Below are 15,271 nucleotides of genomic sequence, written 5' to 3' on the forward strand. Positions count from 1 at the left end.
GGGCGCCGCTCACTCGACGTCGACCCAGTCCAGCGTGCGCTCGACGGCCTTCTTCCACTGGGCATAACCGGTCGACCGGCGCTCCTCATCCCACTGTGGCGACCATCGCTTCGCCTCGTTCCAGTTCTCCCGCAGCTCGTCGGTGTTGCTCCAGAAGCCGACCGCCAGGCCGGCGGCGTACGCCGCGCCGAGGGCGGTGGTCTCGGCCACGACGGGGCGGCTGACCTCCACGCCGAGGATGTCGGCCTGGATCTGCATGCACAGCTCGTTGGCGGTGACGCCGCCGTCGACCTTGAGCACCTCCAGGGTCACCCCGGAGTCCTTCTCCATGGCCTCCGCGACGTCGCGCGACTGGTAGCAGATCGACTCCAGCGTGGCCCGCGCCAGGTGGGCGTTGGTGTTGAACCGCGACAGCCCGACGATGGCCCCACGGGCGTCCGAGCGCCAGTAGGGGGCGAACAGGCCGGAGAACGCCGGGACGAACACCACGCCGCCGTTGTCGTCGACCTGACGGGCCAGCGACTCGCTCTGCGCGGCGCCCGAGATGATCCCGAGCTGGTCGCGCAGCCACTGCACGGCCGAGCCGGTCACCGCGATCGAGCCCTCGAGCGCGTAGACGGTGTCCTGGTCGCCGAACTTGTAGCAGACGGTGGTCAGCAGCCCGGAGTTCGAGCGCACCAGCTCGGTGCCGGTGTTGAGCAGCATGAAGTTGCCGGTGCCGTAGGTGTTCTTCGCCTCCCCCGGCGCGAAGCACACCTGGCCCACCGTGGCGGCCTGCTGGTCGCCGAGGATGCCGGTCAGCGGCACCTCGCCGCGCAGCGGGCCGGTGGCGCGGGTCGTGCCGTAGCCGCCGGGCTCGGAGGACGACCGGATCTCGGGCAGCATCGCGCGGGGGATGTCGAAGAGGGCCAGCAGCTCGTCGTCCCACTGGAGGGTCTCCAGGTCCATCAGCATGGTGCGGCTGGCGTTGGTGGGCTCGGTGACGTGCACGCCGCCGTCGGTGCCGCCGGTGAGGTTCCACACCAGCCACGAGTCGGTGTTGCCGAAGAGGGCGTCACCCCGCTCGGCGGCCTCGCGCACGCCGTCGACGTTCTCCAGGATCCACTGGATCTTGCCGCCGGAGAAGTACGTCGCGGGCGGCAGGCCGGCGCGCTGGCGGATCAGGTCGCCGTGGCCGTCCCGCTCGAGCTTGCTGGCGATGCGGTCGGTGCGGGTGTCCTGCCAGACGATCGCGTTGTAGTAGGGCCGGCCCGTGTGCCTGTCCCACACCACGGTGGTCTCGCGCTGGTTGGTGATGCCGAGCGCACACAGGTCGTCGGCGGTGAGCTTGGCCTTGGCGAGGCCGGTCTGCAGCACCGAGCTGGTGCGCTCCCAGATCTCCACCGGGTCGTGCTCGACCCACCCGGCCTGCGGGAGGATCTGCTCGTGCTCGAGCTGGTGGCGGGCGATCTCGTTGCCGCCGTGGTCGAAGATCATGAAGCGGGTGCTGGTGGTGCCCTGGTCGACGGCTCCGACGTACTCGGCCATGGGGGTCCTCCTGGGTTCGGTGGGGGTGCTGGCGCGTGCGGTGTGGCGGGGGCGGTGCGGTCAGGCGTTGGGGAGCGGCTCGGCCACGGCCTCGTCGCTGTCCTCGGGGGTCAGGTGGTTCTCGATGAGCAGCTTGAAGAGCCCGCCGCCGACCAGGCCGCCGATGATCGGCGCGACGATCGGCAGCCAGAAGTAGAGGTCGCCGTTCTGGTCGTTCAGCGCTCCGCCGTACCCGGTGATCAGGGAGGCCAGGCGGGGACCCAGGTCGCGCGCGGGGTTGATCGCGTAGCCGGCGTTGGCGCCGAACGACATGCCGATCGCGACGACCAGCAGGCCCACGACGACCGGGCCGAGGTTGGCCATCGGCGGGTTGTTCCACGCGGTCGTGAGGGCGAAGATCACGAACACGAGGATCGCGGTGCCGACCACCTGGTCGAGGAACGCCGTGGGGATGCTGACGCCGGGTCCGCCGTTGCCGGGCAGCGTGGAGAAGATGCCCTGGGTGGCGATGGTGTGCTCGGGGTCGACGGCGGAGATCAGGTCGGCGTAGGTGACCCGCACGATGAGCGCGGCGACGAAGGCGCCGGCGAGCTGGGCCAGCGAGTACGGCAGCACCTTGCGCCACTCGAAGCCCTTGAAGGCCGCCAGCGCGATGGTGACCGCAGGGTTGAGGTGGGCCCCCGAGAGGCGGGCGGCGACGTAGATGCCGAGGGTGACGGCGATGCCCCAGGCCCAGGCGATGGAGTCGTGGTCGCCGAGCGCGCCGTCGGTGTTCGTGGCGACCTGGGCCACCACGCCGGTGCCGATGAGGATCAGGATCGCGGTGCCGGCGAACTCCGCACACAGCTCCCCGACCATCGGGTGCTTGCGACTGGACATGTGGATCTCCCTCCGAGAACGGCGCCTGGGGTGGCGCCCGTCACAGGCTGCCGTCCGGCGAGCGTCCCGCCCAGCCGCGTCGTTCGACGATGGCGAACGTGCGGTCGACATGGTCGAACGCGAACCGGTGATCCGGCTTACACTCCGCGGGTGCCCGGGCCCATCCAGTCGATCCAGCGCGCCGCTGCGGTGCTGCACCTGCTGGGGGCGGTGCCGGAGCCGGTGGCCCTGGGCGAGCTCGCGCGGATGCTGGACCTGCCGAAGCCCACGGTGCACGGCATCGTGCGCACGCTGGTCTCCGTCGGCTTCGTCACCCAGGAGCCCGACACCGGGCGGTACGCCCTGGGCAGCGGCCTGGCCCGTCTGGGCGACACCCTCGACCCCCACCTGCTGCGCTCCCGGGCGGTGAACTGGGCCGACGGGCTGGCCGCCCGCACCGGCCTCGAGGTCGAGCTCGGGGTGCTCAGCGGGCAGAATGTCGAGCTGGTGCACCACGTGTTCCGTCCCGACGGCTCGCCCCAGCGCCTGCGCGTGGGCGAGCTGCAGCCGCTGCACGCCACCGCGCTGGGGCAGGTGCTGCTCGCGTTCGCGCCCAACGCCGCCCACCTGCGAGAGCTGGAGCTCACGCCGTACACCTCGGCGACCCCGACCGCCCGGGTGGCCCTGACCCGCCTCGTGCAGCAGGTGCAGCGGCGGGGGTGGGCGGTGCTCGACGGCACCCACCGGCCCGGGGTGGCCACGCTGGCCGCACCCCTGCGCCACCAGCTGGGCGTCGGCGTCGGCGCGCTCGGGGTCACCGGACCGCGCGAGCGGCTGCTGTCGCCGTCCGGCCTGGCCCACGACGACCTGGTAAGCCAGGTGCTCGGCGCCGCCACCGCCGTCTCCGCCACCCTCCAGGAGCGCCTGTGACCGCCCGCTACGTCGCCGCCATCGACCAGGGCACGACCTCGACGCGCTGCCTGGTCTTCGACCACGCCGGGCGGATGGTCTCGGTCGCCCAGCACGAGCACCACCAGCACTTCCCTCAGCCGGGCTGGGCCGAGCACGACGCCGCCGAGATCTGGACCAACACGCTGCGGGTGCTGCCCGAGGCGCTGGACCTGGCCGGCCTCACCCCGGCCGACATCGCCTCGGTCGGCATCGCCAACCAGCGCGAGACCACCGTGGTGTGGGACCGGGCCACCGGGCGGCCGGTGGCCCCCGCGATCACCTGGCAGGACACCCGCACCGCCGACCTGGTGGCCCAGATGCAGCGCTCCCCCTCGGCGGAGCTCTTCCGGGAGGTGTGCGGGCTGACCCCGGCCGGCTACTTCGCGGCGCCTCGGCTGCGCTGGCTGCTCGACCACGTGCCGGACCTGCAGCGCCGCGCCCGGGCCGGCGAGCTGGCGTTCGGCACGATCGAGAGCTGGCTGATCTGGAACCTCACCGGCGGTCCCGACGGCGGCGTGCACGTCACCGACGTGACCAACGCCAGCCGCACGATGCTGATGGACATCCGCACCCTCGCCTGGGACCCCCGGCTGCTGGCCGCCCTCGACATCCCCGAGCCGCTGATGCCGGAGATCCGACCCAACGCCCAGGTCTACGGCACCTGCGCCGTCGGGCTGCCCGGCGTGGCCATCGGCGGGGCGTTCGGCGACCAGCAGGCCGCGCTGTTCGGGCAGGCGTGCTTCGACGAGGGCGAGGCGAAGTGCACCTACGGCACCGGCGCGTTCCTGCTGCTCAACACCGGCACCACGGTGCCGACGTCGACGCACGGGCTGATCTCGACGGTGGCCTACGCGCTGGAGGACCGGCCGCCGGTCTACGCCAGCGAGGGCTCCATCGCGGTCGCCGGGGCGCTCGTGCAGTGGTTCCGCGACTCCCTGGAGATGATCTCGTCGGCCCCCGAGATCGAGACCCTCGCGCGGCGCGTGGAGGACACCGGCGGCTGCTACATCGTGCCGGCGTTCGCCGGGCTGTTCGCGCCCCGCTGGCAGCCCGACGCGCGCGGGGTGGTGGTGGGGCTGACGTCGTACGTCACCCGCTCCCACCTCGCCCGTGCGGTGCTGGAGGCCACCGCCTGGCAGACCAGCGAGGTGGTCGAGGCGATGGACGCCGACACCGGCCTGGCGCTGACCCGGCTGAAGGTCGACGGCGGGATGACCGCCAACCACCTGCTCATGCAGACCGTCGCCGACGTGCTCGCGGTGCCGGTGGAGCGGCCGCTGGTGGCGGAGTCGGTCTCGCTGGGCGCGGCGTACGCCGCCGGCCTGGCGGTCGGCTTCTGGCCCGACCTCGAGGTGCTGCGCGGCAACTGGCGCCGCGCCGCGCTGTGGGAGCCGTCGATGAGCGAGACCGCACGCCGGCGCGGTCGCGCCGCCTGGGACCGCGCGGTCGAGCGCACCCTGCACTGGGTGGTCGACGAGGACGCCTGAGCCGGGGCTCAGCCGCGGACGCGGACCAGGTACCAGAGGACCGCCCCGGCCACGCCGAGCACGACCACGGCGGTGGTGAGGATGCCGATCAGCATGTAGCGCCCGAACCGGCGCGTGCGCGGCACCGCGACCAGCACCAGCGGCACGGCCAGCGCGATCAGCACGTAGGGGAACAGCCGCTCCGCGGTGTCGTAGGCGAACATCGCGCTCAGCACGGCGCCGTACACGCCCGGCACCAGGATGAAGAACAGCAGGCCGGTGAAGAACCCCGCCAGGGCGGTGAACGTCGGGTGGTCGCGGCGGCGGGCCCGGGTGCTGGTCGATCCTCCGCCGGCCGCCGGGGTCGTCGCGGTCGTCGCCGACCCGGCGCCGGTGTCGCCTCCGTCGCCGGTGTCGTGCAGCGGCGCCGCTGTCGTGGCGCCTGCGTCGGTGCCGCCCGTCACGGGCCGGCCCTGGGTGTCCATGGGCTCAATATGTCACCCCGGCCCTCGCCGGATTCCCCGACAGGCTGCGACGGCGCGCGGCGCGTTCGTCCCGCACCCGTGGCGAGGCTCAGAAGACGGCGTAGTGGAGCAGCAGCCAGATCGGGGCGGCGGTGGCCAGCAGCGAGTCGAGTCGGTCCATCAGACCACCGTGGCCGGGGACGACCTGGCTCATGTCCTTGATGCCGAGGTCGCGCTTGATCACCGACTCGCACAGGTCACCGAGGGTGGCCATCACCACGGTGATCAGGCCGAGCGCGACACCGACCCACCAGTCGCCGTCGAGCAGCCACACCACGAGCGCCGTGCCGCCGGCGACCGTGGCCACGGCCGATCCGGCGAAGCCCTCCCACGACTTCTTGGGCGAGATCACCGGCGCCATCGGGTGGCGGCCGAACAGCACGCCGCCGATGTATCCGCCGGTGTCGGAGGCGATGGTGACCAGGATGAACACGATGACGGCGAGCACGCCGTCGTTGTCGAGGCCGGCACCGCTGGAGCCGCCCTCGGCCAGGAGCAGGGCCACGAACGAGCCGAGGAACGGGACGTAGACCAGGCAGAAGACGGCCGCGGTGGAGTTCATGACGTAGCCGTCGATGCCGCGGCGCAGCAGCCACAGCATGATCACCAGCGCAGCGACGGCCGTGGCGGTGACCAGCGCGGAGGCGCCGAAGAAGTAGGCGACCACCACCATCGTGGCGCCGCCCACCATCAGCGGCTGCTCCGGCAGGTCGATGCCCTTGGCGGTGAACCCGCGGTGCAGCTCCCAGATCGCGACCACCACCGCGGCGACCACGATCACCATGAACGCCGCCTTGTAGAACAGCAGCGACAGGGCGATCGCCGCGAGCAGCACGAGTGCCGAGGTGATGGCGGCCGGGAGGTCGCGCCCGGCCCGGCCGTGGTCCCTGGGCGGGACGGGTCCGGTGGTGTCGGCGGTGGTGTCGGTCATGGGTCGGGTGAGGTCGAGGGGGGTCCTCAGACCTCCAGCAGCTCGGCTTCCTTGTTCTTGAGCATCTCGTCTATGGCGTCGGTGTGCTTCTTGGTGGCGCCGTCGAGCTTCTTCTCCGCACCGGTGACGTCGTCCTTGCCGACGTCGCCGTCCTTCTCGAGGCGCTCGAGCTGCTGCTTGGCGGTGCGGCGCAGGTTGCGCACGGCGACGCGGCCGTCCTCGGCCTTGCCGCGGGCCACCTTGATGTACTCCTTGCGGCGCTCCTCGGTGAGCTCGGGGAAGACACAGCGCAGCACCTTGCCGTCGTTCGAGGGGTTCACGCCGAGGTCGGAGTCGCGGATGGCCCGCTCGACGTTGGTCATCGCACCCATGTCGTAGGGCTGGATCAGGATGATCCGCGCCTCGGGGGCGGTGAACGACGCCAGCTGCTGCAGCGGCGTGGGCGAGCCGTAGTAGTCGACCGTGATCTTGCTGAACATGCTGGGGTTGGCCCGGCCGGCACGGATCGCCGCGAACTCCTCACGCGTCGACTCCACCGACTTGTCCATCTTCGTGTCGGCCTCGTTGAGGATGTCGTTGATCACCGGTGGCTCCTGTTCGTCGCGGTCTGCTGCGGGCGGGGCGGGCGGGACTCAGCCCGCGCTCACCCGCGTACCGATCTTCTCACCCTGCACGACGCGCAGGATGTTGCCCTCCGGCTCCATGCCGAACACGATCATCGGCAGCTTGTTCTCCCCGCACAGGGCGAACGCCGTCTGGTCCATGATGCGCAGGCCCTGGGCGATGGCCTCGTCGTAGGTGAGCTCGTCGTACTTGGTGGCGGTGGGGTCGAGGTGGGGGTCGGCGGAGTAGACGCCGTCGACGCCGTTCTTGGCCACCAGCACCACGTCGCAGCGGCTCTCCAGCGCCCGCTGCACCGCCACGGTGTCGGTGCTGAAGAACGGCATGCCCATGCCGGCGCCGAAGATCACGACGCGGCCCTTCTCCATGTGGCGGATCGCGCGGCGCGGGACGTACGGCTCGGCGACCTGGCCCATCGTGATGGCGGTCTGCACGCGCGTCTCGACACCCAGCTTCTCCAGGAAGTCCTGCAGCGCCAGGCAGTTCATCACGATGCCGAGCATGCCCATGTAGTCGGCGCGCACGCGGTCCATGCCGCGCTGCTGCAGCTCGGCGCCGCGGAAGAAGTTGCCGCCGCCGGTCACCACCGCGATCTGCACGCCGGCCCCGGCCGCCGCGGCGATCTCCTTGGCGATGCCCTGCACGACGTCGGGGTCGATGCCGACCCGGCCGCCGCCGAACACCTCGCCCGACAGCTTCAGGAGGACTCTCTCGTAGCCGGTCACCGTGGTTCTCCCTCGTGGTCGTCGCCGTCCTGGTCGGTGCGGCTGGAGCGCACGGGGTCCGCCCGGCCCTCGACGGGGCCGCGCGGGCGCCGCCGGCCCAGGCAGCAACCTAACCGATCGAGGTGGCCGGCGCCGACCTGACGGAGGCCGGACGACGCTCGGCGTGGCCGGCGCCACGCCGCGGGCACGGGCTCGGGCGCGGGCACGGGCACGGGTGGAACCGACAGGACCGGGCCGGCGAGCGGTGGCTCGCCGACCCGGTCCGGGTCGTGCTGGTGGTGCTGGCCGTGCTGGTGCTGCGGGACCTGCTCGAGCCGGGGCTCAGGCGCCGATCTCGAAGCGGGCGAAGCGCTTCAGGGTGGTGCCGGACTCGTCGAGCACGCCCTTCACGTTCTTCTTGCTCTCGGTGACCGAGGGCTGCTCGAGGAGCACCTGCTCCTTGAAGAAACCGTTGAGCCGGCCCTCGGTGATCTTGGCGATCGCCTGCTCGGGCTTGCCCTCCTCGCGGGAGGTGGCCTCGGCGATCTCCCGCTCCTTGGCGACGACGTCGGCCGGCACCTCGTCGCGGGTGAGGTACTTCGGGCGCATGGCCGCTGCCTGCATGGCCGCACCCTTCGCCGCCGCCTCGTCACCGACGTACTCGACGAGCACGCCCACGGCGGGGGGCAGGTCGGCGGCGCGCTTGTGCATGTAGACCACGACGTCGCCGTCGAAGTAGGCGACCTGGCCCAGCTCGATCTTCTCGCCGATGGAGACGGCGAGGTCGTCGACGACCTCGCCGACGGTCTTGCCGTCGAGCTCGACGGCCTTGAGGGTCTCGGCGTCCCCGGCCTTCGCCGCGTCCGCGGCGTCGGCGATGCGCTGGGCCGTGGAGACGAACGCGTCGCCCTTGGCGACGAAGTCGGTCTCGCAGCGCAGCTCGACCAGCGCACCACCGGAGGTGGCGACCAGGCCGGCGGAGGCCTCGCGCTCGGCAGCGCGCTCGGCCATCTTCTTGCCACCCTTGATCCGGAGGATCTCGACGGCCTTGTCGAAGTCGCCGTCGGCCTCGGTCAGGGCCTTCTTGCAGTCCATCATGCCGGCGCCGCTGAGCTCGCGGAGCTTCTTGACGTCGGCGGCGGTGATGTTCGCCATGTGGTTGGTCCCTCGGTTCGGTGGTGAGTGGCGGACGCCGGACGTGCCGCCGTCCGCGAGCGGTTGCTCGCGGACGGCGGTCACGACACGGGGTGGATCAGGCCGTGGCCTCGTCGGTGGCCGGCGCGGCCACCGTCTCGGCAGCGGGCTCGTCGGCCGTCTCGGTCGCGGGCTCCGCGGCCGTCTCGGCAGCGGGCTCGGCCGGGGCAGCAGCCTCGGTCGTGGGCTCCGCAGCGGTCTCGGCGGCGGGCTCGGCCGGAGCAGCAGCGACCTCGGCGGCCTGCGCACCCTCGGACGACGCACCGGTGGCCTCGGACGCCGCGGCGCCGGTGTCGGTGGAGGTCGCGGCCTCCGCGGCCTTCTCGGCCTCGCCACCGAGCAGCTCGCGCTCCCACTCGGCCAGGGGCTCGTCGGTGGTGCCGCTGCCGCTCTCGGTGCCGGTCTTGGCACCCGAGCGGGCGATCAGGCCCTCGGCGACGGCGTCGGCGATCACGCGGGTCAGCAGGCCGACCGCGCGGATGGCGTCGTCGTTGCCCGGGATCGGGAAGTCGACGACGTCGGGGTCGCAGTTGGAGTCGAGGATGCCGATGATCGGGATGTGCAGCTTGCGGGCCTCCTCGACGGCGAGGTGCTCCTTGTTCGTGTCGACGATCCACACCGCGGAGGGCGTGCGGGTCATCTCACGGATGCCGCCGAGCGACTTGTTCAGCTTGTCGCGCTCGCGACGCATCTGCAGCAGCTCCTTCTTGGTGCGGCTGCTGCCGGCGACGTCGTCGAAGTCGACCTCGTCGAGCTCCTTGAGGCGGTTGATCCGCTGGTGCACGGTCTGGAAGTTGGTGAGCATGCCGCCCAGCCAGCGCTGGTTGACGTAGGGCATCCCGACGCGGGTCGCCTGCTCGGCGATCGCCTCCTGGGCCTGCTTCTTGGTGCCCACGAACATCACGACACCGCCCTTGGCGACGGTCTCCTTGATGAAGGCGTAGGAGCGGTCGATGTAGGCCAGCGACTGCTGCAGGTCGATGATGTAGATGCCGTTGCGCTCGGTCATGATGAAGCGCTTCATCTTGGGGTTCCAGCGACGGGTCTGGTGCCCGAAGTGGACGCCGCTCTCGAGGAGCTGGCGCATGGTGACGACTGCCATGGTGGTTCTCTTCTCCTGGGTGGCGCGGCGCCGTACGTGCGTCCTTCCAGTCCACCCGCGGGTGGGCCAGGACGCACCGGCGCTGCAGCCGGTCGGTTTCGGTTCGATTGCTCCCGACGGGTGTCGGTCGCCCTGACGCCAGCGCGCGACCCGCCCCGACCTGCTCACCGCCACTGATCGCTCAGCGGCCGCTCCCAGGGGGACCGAGGGTCGTCGCCCACGGTGGACCAGCCGTCCCGGAGGGGGACGACCGACGCGGTCTGCCGGCGTGCGAAGTCGATCGGCGCGCGTTGACGCACCGGTCGCACCCCACAGCCTACGCGAGTCCGGCGGTGCGCGACCAATCGTGTGACGACGACCCACGAGCCGTGCCCAGCCCCGCCTCGGGCCCCCTCGTCCACACCCCGCCACCGGGTCGGCCCGTGCCGCGCCCGAGCCGGCCCAGGCTGGCCCGATGACCCCCCTGTCCCCCGCCGCCGCCCTGCCGCCCGCCCGCCGGGTCGCCCGCCGGGTCGCCCGCCGCGTCGCCCTGCTGGCGCTGCTGGTCGTGCTCGCCCCGCCCGGGGTCGTCCACGTCGCTGCGGCCGCCGCGGCCGCCGACGACCCCGTCGGCACCTGGCCCCTGCGGCCGGCGCCGGAGGTGGTGCGCGGGTTCGAGCCACCGCCGACGCCGTACGCCCCGGGCCACCGCGGCGCCGACCTGCGTGGCCGGCCCGGCCAGGCCGTGCACGCCGCGCTGGCCGGCACGGTCTCGTTCGCCGGCACCATCGCCGGCCGTGGGGTCGTGGTCGTCGACCACGGGGCCACCCGCACGACGTACGAGCCGGTGACGGCCACCGCACGGCGCGGCGCGCCCGTGGTCGAGGGGGCGGTGATCGGCACCCTGCAGGCCGCGGCGTCGCACTGCGCGCCCGGCACCTGCCTGCACTGGGGGTGGATCGCCGACCCCGACACCTACCTCGACCCGCTGCGGCTGGTGGGGGCCGGCCCGGTGCGGCTGCTCCCGCTGTGGCGCGACACCCCCGCCGACGCCCCCGCCGGCGCGCCGACCACGGCCGCGCTGCTGCCGGGGTGGGCGCTGCTGGGGTGGCTGCCGTGGGCGGCCAGGCTCGGGTGACCGGGCCGGCGACGGGCCGGGATCAGGCCCGCGGGTGGGCCTGCCGGTAGGCGGCGCGCAGCCGGTCGGTGGTGACGTGCGTGTAGAGCTGCGTGGTCGCCAGGCTGGCGTGGCCCAGCAGCTCCTGCACGGAGCGCAGGTCGGCGCCCCCCTCGAGCAGGTGGGTGGCGGCGGTGTGGCGCAGTCCGTGGGGGCCGATGTCGGGCGCCCCCGGTACGTCGGCGATGCGGCGGTGCACCAGCGTGCGCACGGCCCGCTGGTCGATGCGCCGCCCGCGGGCACCGAGGAACAGGGCGGGCCCGGAGCCGTCGACGGCGAGCAGCGGCCGGCCGTGGCGCACCCACCGGTCGAGCGCGTCGGCCGCAGGCCGGCCGAAGGGCACCATCCGCTCCTTGCGGCCCTTGCCGAGCACCCGCAGGACGTTGCGCTCGCGGTCGACGTCGTCGACGTCGAGCCCGACGAGCTCACCGACCCGCGCGCCGGTGGCGTAGAGCACCTCGAGCATCGCGACGTCGCGCTGGCCCACGGCGCTCCCGTCGTCGGCGAGGTCGGCGGCGCTGCGGATGAGGCGCTCGGCCTCGTCGGCGCGCAGCACGGCGGGCAGGGTCCGGTGGGCACGAGGGCTGGCGAGGCTGGCACCGACGTCGGTGGGGACGCGCCCGGTGCGGGTGAGCCAGGCGGTGAACACCCGGGCAGCGGTCGCGCGGCGGGCCAGGGTGGTGCGGGAGAGGCCCGTGCTCTGCTGCTTGGCAAGCCAGCTGCGCAGCGCGCGCAGGTCGAGGGTGGTGACGTCGTGGTGGCCCAGGCGTCGGGCGTGCTCGAGGAGCCCCGCGACGTCGGCGGTGTAGGCGCGCACGCTGTGGGGGCTCAGGTCGCGCTCGGAGACGAGATGGCGCTCGTAGTCGCCCAGGAGCCGGGCCATCGCCTCCGGGAGCAGGTCTGCCTCCTCAGCGCCCTCGGCCTGCTCGACGCCGCCGCCGGGGGCCGGCGCGTCGCCGGTGGCCGGTCCCGTGGTCATGGGCCGAGGGTAGGACGCCTCCCCCGGCTCAGGCGTGAGCGAGGACGGCGAGCCGCCACCCCTCCTCGCAGCGCACCACCAGCCCGGCGCCCTCCAGCACCCCGAGCGTGGAGCGCACCTCCAGCAGACCCATGCCGGCGGTGTGGGCCACCGAGTCGGCCTCGGCGGGACGGGCCACCGGCACCGCGTCGAGCACCTGCTGCTGACGCGAGGTCAGCCGGTCGCGCGGACGCTCCGGGCCGCGCGGCTCCGGGGCGAGGTGCTCCCCGCTCGCCCCCACCAGCTCGAGGACGTCGTCGCCGGAGGTGACCAGGGTGGCGGCACCGCTGCGCAGCAGCTGGTGCACGCCCTGCGAGGGCGCGCTGGTCACCGGGCCGGGCACCCCCATGACGGCGCGGTTGAGCCGGCCCGCCCAGTTGGCGGTGTTCAGCGCCCCGCTGCGCGCGGCCGCCTCGACGACCACGGTGCCCCGGGTCATCGCCGCGATCAGCCGGTTGCGGCTGAGGAACCGGATGCGGGTCGGCGGCAGGCCCGGCGCGGTCTCCGACACGATCGCCCCCGTGGCCGCGACGTGCTGCAGCAGGGTGGCGTGAGCGGCCGGGTAGACCCGGTCGGCGCCGCAGGCCATCACCGCGACGGTCGGCGACCCGAGCGCCAGGGCGCCGCGGTGGGCGGCCTGGTCGATGCCGAACGCGGCGCCCGAGACGACCGTGGTGCCAGCGAGGCCGACCCGGGCGGCGAGGTCGCGGGCCACGGTCTCGCCGTAGGTGGTGGCCGAGCGCGAGCCCACGACGGCCACCGAGCCCACGACGGCGTCGAGGCGCAGCGCACCTCGCACCCACAGCCCCAGCGGGGTGCCGCCGCGGCGGTGCAGCGACGGCACGCCGTGGAGCTCGTCGAGACCGCTGGGCCACTCGTCGTCGCCGGGCACCACGAAGCGCACCCCCCGGCGCTCGGCCTGCTCCAGCTCGCGCTCGGGGTCGAGCGCGGCCAGGCGGGCGCCGAGGTCACCCAGCAGGCCGTGGAGGTCGTGGTCGGCGGTGAGGGCACGACGCACGGCGCAGGGGCCCAGCTCGACCACCAGGGCGTTCATCCGCTCGTCACCCGGCTCGGCCAGGCGGCTCAGTGCCGCGCGGGCCAGCCGCTCGTCGTCGGGTGCCCGGCCCGCACCCACCCCCTCCTCGCTGGTTCCCTCCCCGCTCGTTCCCTCCCCGTGCACCCCCTCCCCGTGCACCCCCTCCGCGCTCACCCGGCCCTCCGCAGCAGGGTGGCGCCGAGCAGCGGGTCGCCGCGCCGCAGCCGCAGGGCCGTCGCGACCTCTGCCTCACCGGGCGGTCCGACGTCGTCGGTCTCGGCGAGGTCGACGAGCGTCCAGGCCATCCGGTGCACCCGCACCGCGCCGCGGCCGGTGACCTTGCCGGAGTAGATCTCGCGCTCGAGGAGCCGCTTGCCGTCGGAGGTGAGCGGCCACTCGTCGCGCAGCTGCGGCCCCGGGGTGTGGGCGTTGAGGCGCCAGCTGCGGTCGGCGTAGCGCGCCGCCTGCCGCTCGCGGGCCCGAGCCACGCGACGTCGCACCTGCGCCGACGACTCGACGACGGCGAGCGGGTCGGCCTGGTCGTGCGGCGCGAGCGGCTCGACGTGACGGGTGATGTCGATGCGGTCGGCGATCGGGCCGGTGATGCGGGCGCGGTAGTCGCGCCGCCGGCGCTCGGTGCAGCCGCACCGCGAGGACGCCGACGCGGTGTACTCGCCACACGGGCACGGGTTGCACGCCAGCACGACCATGGCGCGCGCCGGCAGGGTCACCGACTCCTCGCGCCGGGCCACGGTGACGTTGCCGCTCTCGAGCGGCTGGCGCAGGGCGTCGATGACGTCGCTGCGGAACAGCGGGAACTCGTCGAGGAACAGCACCCCGAGGTGGGTGCGGCTGAGCTCGCCGGGGCGCACCGACCCGGACCCGCCGCCGATCAGGCTGGCCTTGCTGGCGTCGTGGTGGGGCGCGGAGTACGGCGGGCGCACGATCATCGGGTCGCCCGGCTCGAGCACCCCGGCCAGCGAGTGGATGGCGGTCAGCTCGAGGGACTCCGCCGGGCCGAGGTCGGGCAGGATCGTCGGGATGCGCTCGGCGAGCGTGGTCTTGCCCGCCCCCTTCGGCCCCTCGAGCATCAGGTGGTGGCCCCCGGCCGCGGCCACCTCGACGGCGAAGCGGGCGTCGGCCAGCCCCATCAGGTCGGCGAGGTCGCCCTCCTCGTGGCGGCTGTCGCCGCGCCAGGTCAGCAGCCGGCTGCCCGAGATGGCCGCGACCGGCGGCGCCCACGGCACCTCCTCACCGCGCAGCTCGGCGACCACCTGGGCCAGCGACCGCACCCCGAGCACGCTCATGCCCGGCACCATCGACGCCTCGTGGGCGTGCGGCTCGGGGACGAACACGCAGTGCACGCCCCGCTCGGACGCGGCCAGCACCATCGGCAGCACGCCGGCCACCGAGCGCAGGTGGCCGTCGAGCGTGAGCTCCCCGATCATCGCGACCCCCTCCAGCGCTGCGGGCGGCACGGTGCCGGAGGCGGCCAGCACCGACACCGCGATGGCGAGGTCGAAGTGGGTGCCGCGCTTCATCAGGTCGGCCGGCGAGAGCAGGATGGTGATGCGCTTGGTCGCGGGCCAGTCGAACCCGCCGTTGACCACCGCCATCCGCACGCGGTCCTTGGCCTCGTTCAGCGCGGCGTCGGGCCGCCCGACCAGCGTGGTGCCGACCTGGCCGGGCGACACGTCGGCCTGCACGTCGATGAGGTGGCCGAGTGCACCGTGGAGCGACACCGACCGGGCCGTGGCGGTGGCCATCAGGCCAGGCCCCGCACGTGGTCGACGACCGCGGGCCCGCGCCGCGGGCGCAGCACCGCCACCAGGTCGATGCGCACCTCGGGCACGCGGGTGCCGCGCTCGTCCTGCCAGGCGTCGGCCAGCCGGCGGAGCCGGTCGAGCTTGGCGTCGGTGACGGCCTCGTGGGGCGTGCCGCAGGCCAGGCTGCTGCGGGTCTTCACCTCGCACACCACCAGGACGTCGCCGTCGCGCAGGACGAGGTCGACCTCGCCCTGCGGGCACCGCCAGTTGCGGTCGAGCACCGTCATGCCGCGCGCCACCAGGTGGCGCTCGGCGACGGTCTCGCCGTAGGCCCCCAGGGCCTGCTTGCTCGCTGCTGTCGTCATGGGTGCGACCTCCTGCGGAGATCCTGGCCGCGGTGGTCGACAGCGGCGGGCG

Annotated in this window: 15 protein-coding genes; 3 read left to right on the forward strand and 12 right to left on the reverse strand. The window is 73.7% G+C overall.

All coding sequences use genetic code 11. The features are described 5' to 3' along the window. Nucleotides 1-9 precede the first annotated feature (9 nt). On the reverse strand, nucleotides 10-1,527 hold the full coding sequence (glpK, locus tag AC4OR8_RS12130; RefSeq protein WP_492165817.1) for a glycerol kinase GlpK: 1,518 nt from the start codon (nucleotides 1,525-1,527) through the stop codon (nucleotides 10-12). A 60-nt stretch (nucleotides 1,528-1,587) separates the two neighbouring features. Next, entirely contained in the window at nucleotides 1,588-2,406 is an 819-nt protein-coding gene (locus tag AC4OR8_RS12135; RefSeq protein ID WP_492165818.1) for an MIP/aquaporin family protein, read from the reverse strand. Between the two features lie 150 nt (nucleotides 2,407-2,556). On the opposite strand from AC4OR8_RS12135, the gene AC4OR8_RS12140 reads away from it, so the two are divergent. Together AC4OR8_RS12140 and glpK (AC4OR8_RS12145) are read left to right on the forward strand one after the other, a co-directional pair. After that, on the forward strand, nucleotides 2,557-3,315 hold the full coding sequence (locus AC4OR8_RS12140; protein ID WP_492165819.1) for an IclR family transcriptional regulator: 759 nt from the start codon (nucleotides 2,557-2,559) through the stop codon (nucleotides 3,313-3,315). Then, nucleotides 3,312-4,823 (forward strand): glycerol kinase GlpK, encoded by a 1,512-nt coding sequence (glpK, locus tag AC4OR8_RS12145; RefSeq protein WP_492165820.1) that lies wholly within the window; start codon nucleotides 3,312-3,314, stop codon nucleotides 4,821-4,823. The genes AC4OR8_RS12140 and glpK (AC4OR8_RS12145) overlap by 4 nt, the downstream gene beginning before the upstream one ends. A gap of 8 nt (nucleotides 4,824-4,831) precedes the next feature. On the opposite strand, the gene AC4OR8_RS12150 is transcribed toward glpK (AC4OR8_RS12145), so the two are convergent. The 6 genes from AC4OR8_RS12150 to rpsB all read right to left on the reverse strand — a co-directional run bounded on the left by AC4OR8_RS12150 (nucleotide 4,832) and on the right by rpsB (nucleotide 9,878). Then, nucleotides 4,832-5,287, reverse strand: a complete 456-nt coding sequence (locus AC4OR8_RS12150; protein WP_492165821.1) for a hypothetical protein — start codon at nucleotides 5,285-5,287, stop codon at nucleotides 4,832-4,834. Nucleotides 5,288-5,375: 88 nt separating this feature from the next. Further along, a complete protein-coding gene (locus AC4OR8_RS12155) occupies nucleotides 5,376-6,257 on the reverse strand; it encodes a phosphatidate cytidylyltransferase (RefSeq protein WP_492165822.1) in 882 nt (293 codons plus the stop codon). A 26-nt stretch (nucleotides 6,258-6,283) separates the two neighbouring features. Then, nucleotides 6,284-6,838: a ribosome recycling factor gene (gene frr / locus AC4OR8_RS12160; RefSeq protein ID WP_492166417.1), complete on the reverse strand. Its 555-nt coding sequence runs from the start codon at nucleotides 6,836-6,838 to the stop codon at nucleotides 6,284-6,286. A 51-nt stretch (nucleotides 6,839-6,889) separates the two neighbouring features. Continuing rightward, complete coding sequence (gene pyrH, locus AC4OR8_RS12165; RefSeq protein ID WP_492165823.1) at nucleotides 6,890-7,603, reverse strand: UMP kinase; 714 nt, start codon at nucleotides 7,601-7,603, stop codon at nucleotides 6,890-6,892. A gap of 321 nt (nucleotides 7,604-7,924) precedes the next feature. Next, a complete protein-coding gene (tsf, locus tag AC4OR8_RS12170; RefSeq protein ID WP_492165824.1) occupies nucleotides 7,925-8,737 on the reverse strand; it encodes a translation elongation factor Ts in 813 nt (270 codons plus the stop codon). 97 nt (nucleotides 8,738-8,834) lie between these two features. After that, entirely contained in the window at nucleotides 8,835-9,878 is a 1,044-nt protein-coding gene (gene rpsB / locus AC4OR8_RS12175; protein ID WP_492165825.1) for a 30S ribosomal protein S2, read from the reverse strand. Between the two features lie 454 nt (nucleotides 9,879-10,332). On the opposite strand from rpsB, the gene AC4OR8_RS12180 reads away from it, so the two are divergent. Continuing rightward, nucleotides 10,333-10,995: a M23 family metallopeptidase gene (locus tag AC4OR8_RS12180; protein ID WP_492165826.1), complete on the forward strand. Its 663-nt coding sequence runs from the start codon at nucleotides 10,333-10,335 to the stop codon at nucleotides 10,993-10,995. A 22-nt stretch (nucleotides 10,996-11,017) separates the two neighbouring features. Here the strand turns inward: AC4OR8_RS12180 and AC4OR8_RS12185 are convergent, their stop codons facing one another. From AC4OR8_RS12185 to AC4OR8_RS12200, 4 genes are all read right to left on the reverse strand, one after another. Continuing rightward, nucleotides 11,018-11,917: a tyrosine recombinase XerC gene (locus tag AC4OR8_RS12185; RefSeq protein ID WP_492166418.1), complete on the reverse strand. Its 900-nt coding sequence runs from the start codon at nucleotides 11,915-11,917 to the stop codon at nucleotides 11,018-11,020. Between the two features lie 124 nt (nucleotides 11,918-12,041). Next, entirely contained in the window at nucleotides 12,042-13,262 is a 1,221-nt protein-coding gene (dprA, locus tag AC4OR8_RS12190; protein ID WP_492165827.1) for a DNA-processing protein DprA, read from the reverse strand. Next, entirely contained in the window at nucleotides 13,259-14,854 is a 1,596-nt protein-coding gene (locus AC4OR8_RS12195) for a YifB family Mg chelatase-like AAA ATPase (protein WP_492165828.1), read from the reverse strand. Before AC4OR8_RS12195 ends, dprA begins: the two co-directional genes overlap by 4 nt. Then, the gene (locus AC4OR8_RS12200; RefSeq protein ID WP_492165829.1) at nucleotides 14,854-15,219 is read right to left on the reverse strand and encodes a YraN family protein; all 366 of its coding nucleotides are present in this window, start codon (nucleotides 15,217-15,219) and stop codon (nucleotides 14,854-14,856) included. The genes AC4OR8_RS12195 and AC4OR8_RS12200 overlap by 1 nt, the downstream gene beginning before the upstream one ends. Nucleotides 15,220-15,271: the final 52 nt, after the last annotated feature.

Source organism: Nocardioides sp. FY1077 (assembly GCF_058681775.1).

What these genes read in the sequence shown, in the direction of transcription:
- rpsB (WP_492165825.1), bottom strand. Translation starts at nt 9,878, where the DNA reads ATGGCAGTCGTCACCATGCGCCAGCTCCTCGAGAGCGGCGTCCACTTC.
- AC4OR8_RS12200 (WP_492165829.1), bottom strand. Translation starts at nt 15,219, where the DNA reads ATGACGACAGCAGCGAGCAAGCAGGCCCTGGGGGCCTACGGCGAGACC.
- AC4OR8_RS12185 (WP_492166418.1), bottom strand. Translation starts at nt 11,917, where the DNA reads ATGGCCCGGCTCCTGGGCGACTACGAGCGCCATCTCGTCTCCGAGCGC.
- AC4OR8_RS12155 (WP_492165822.1), bottom strand. Translation starts at nt 6,257, where the DNA reads ATGACCGACACCACCGCCGACACCACCGGACCCGTCCCGCCCAGGGAC.
- AC4OR8_RS12195 (WP_492165828.1), bottom strand. Translation starts at nt 14,854, where the DNA reads ATGGCCACCGCCACGGCCCGGTCGGTGTCGCTCCACGGTGCACTCGGC.
- tsf (WP_492165824.1), bottom strand. Translation starts at nt 8,737, where the DNA reads ATGGCGAACATCACCGCCGCCGACGTCAAGAAGCTCCGCGAGCTCAGC.
- AC4OR8_RS12135 (WP_492165818.1), bottom strand. Translation starts at nt 2,406, where the DNA reads ATGTCCAGTCGCAAGCACCCGATGGTCGGGGAGCTGTGTGCGGAGTTC.
- glpK (WP_492165817.1), bottom strand. Translation starts at nt 1,527, where the DNA reads ATGGCCGAGTACGTCGGAGCCGTCGACCAGGGCACCACCAGCACCCGC.
- AC4OR8_RS12150 (WP_492165821.1), bottom strand. Translation starts at nt 5,287, where the DNA reads ATGGACACCCAGGGCCGGCCCGTGACGGGCGGCACCGACGCAGGCGCC.
- AC4OR8_RS12180 (WP_492165826.1), top strand. Translation starts at nt 10,333, where the DNA reads ATGACCCCCCTGTCCCCCGCCGCCGCCCTGCCGCCCGCCCGCCGGGTC.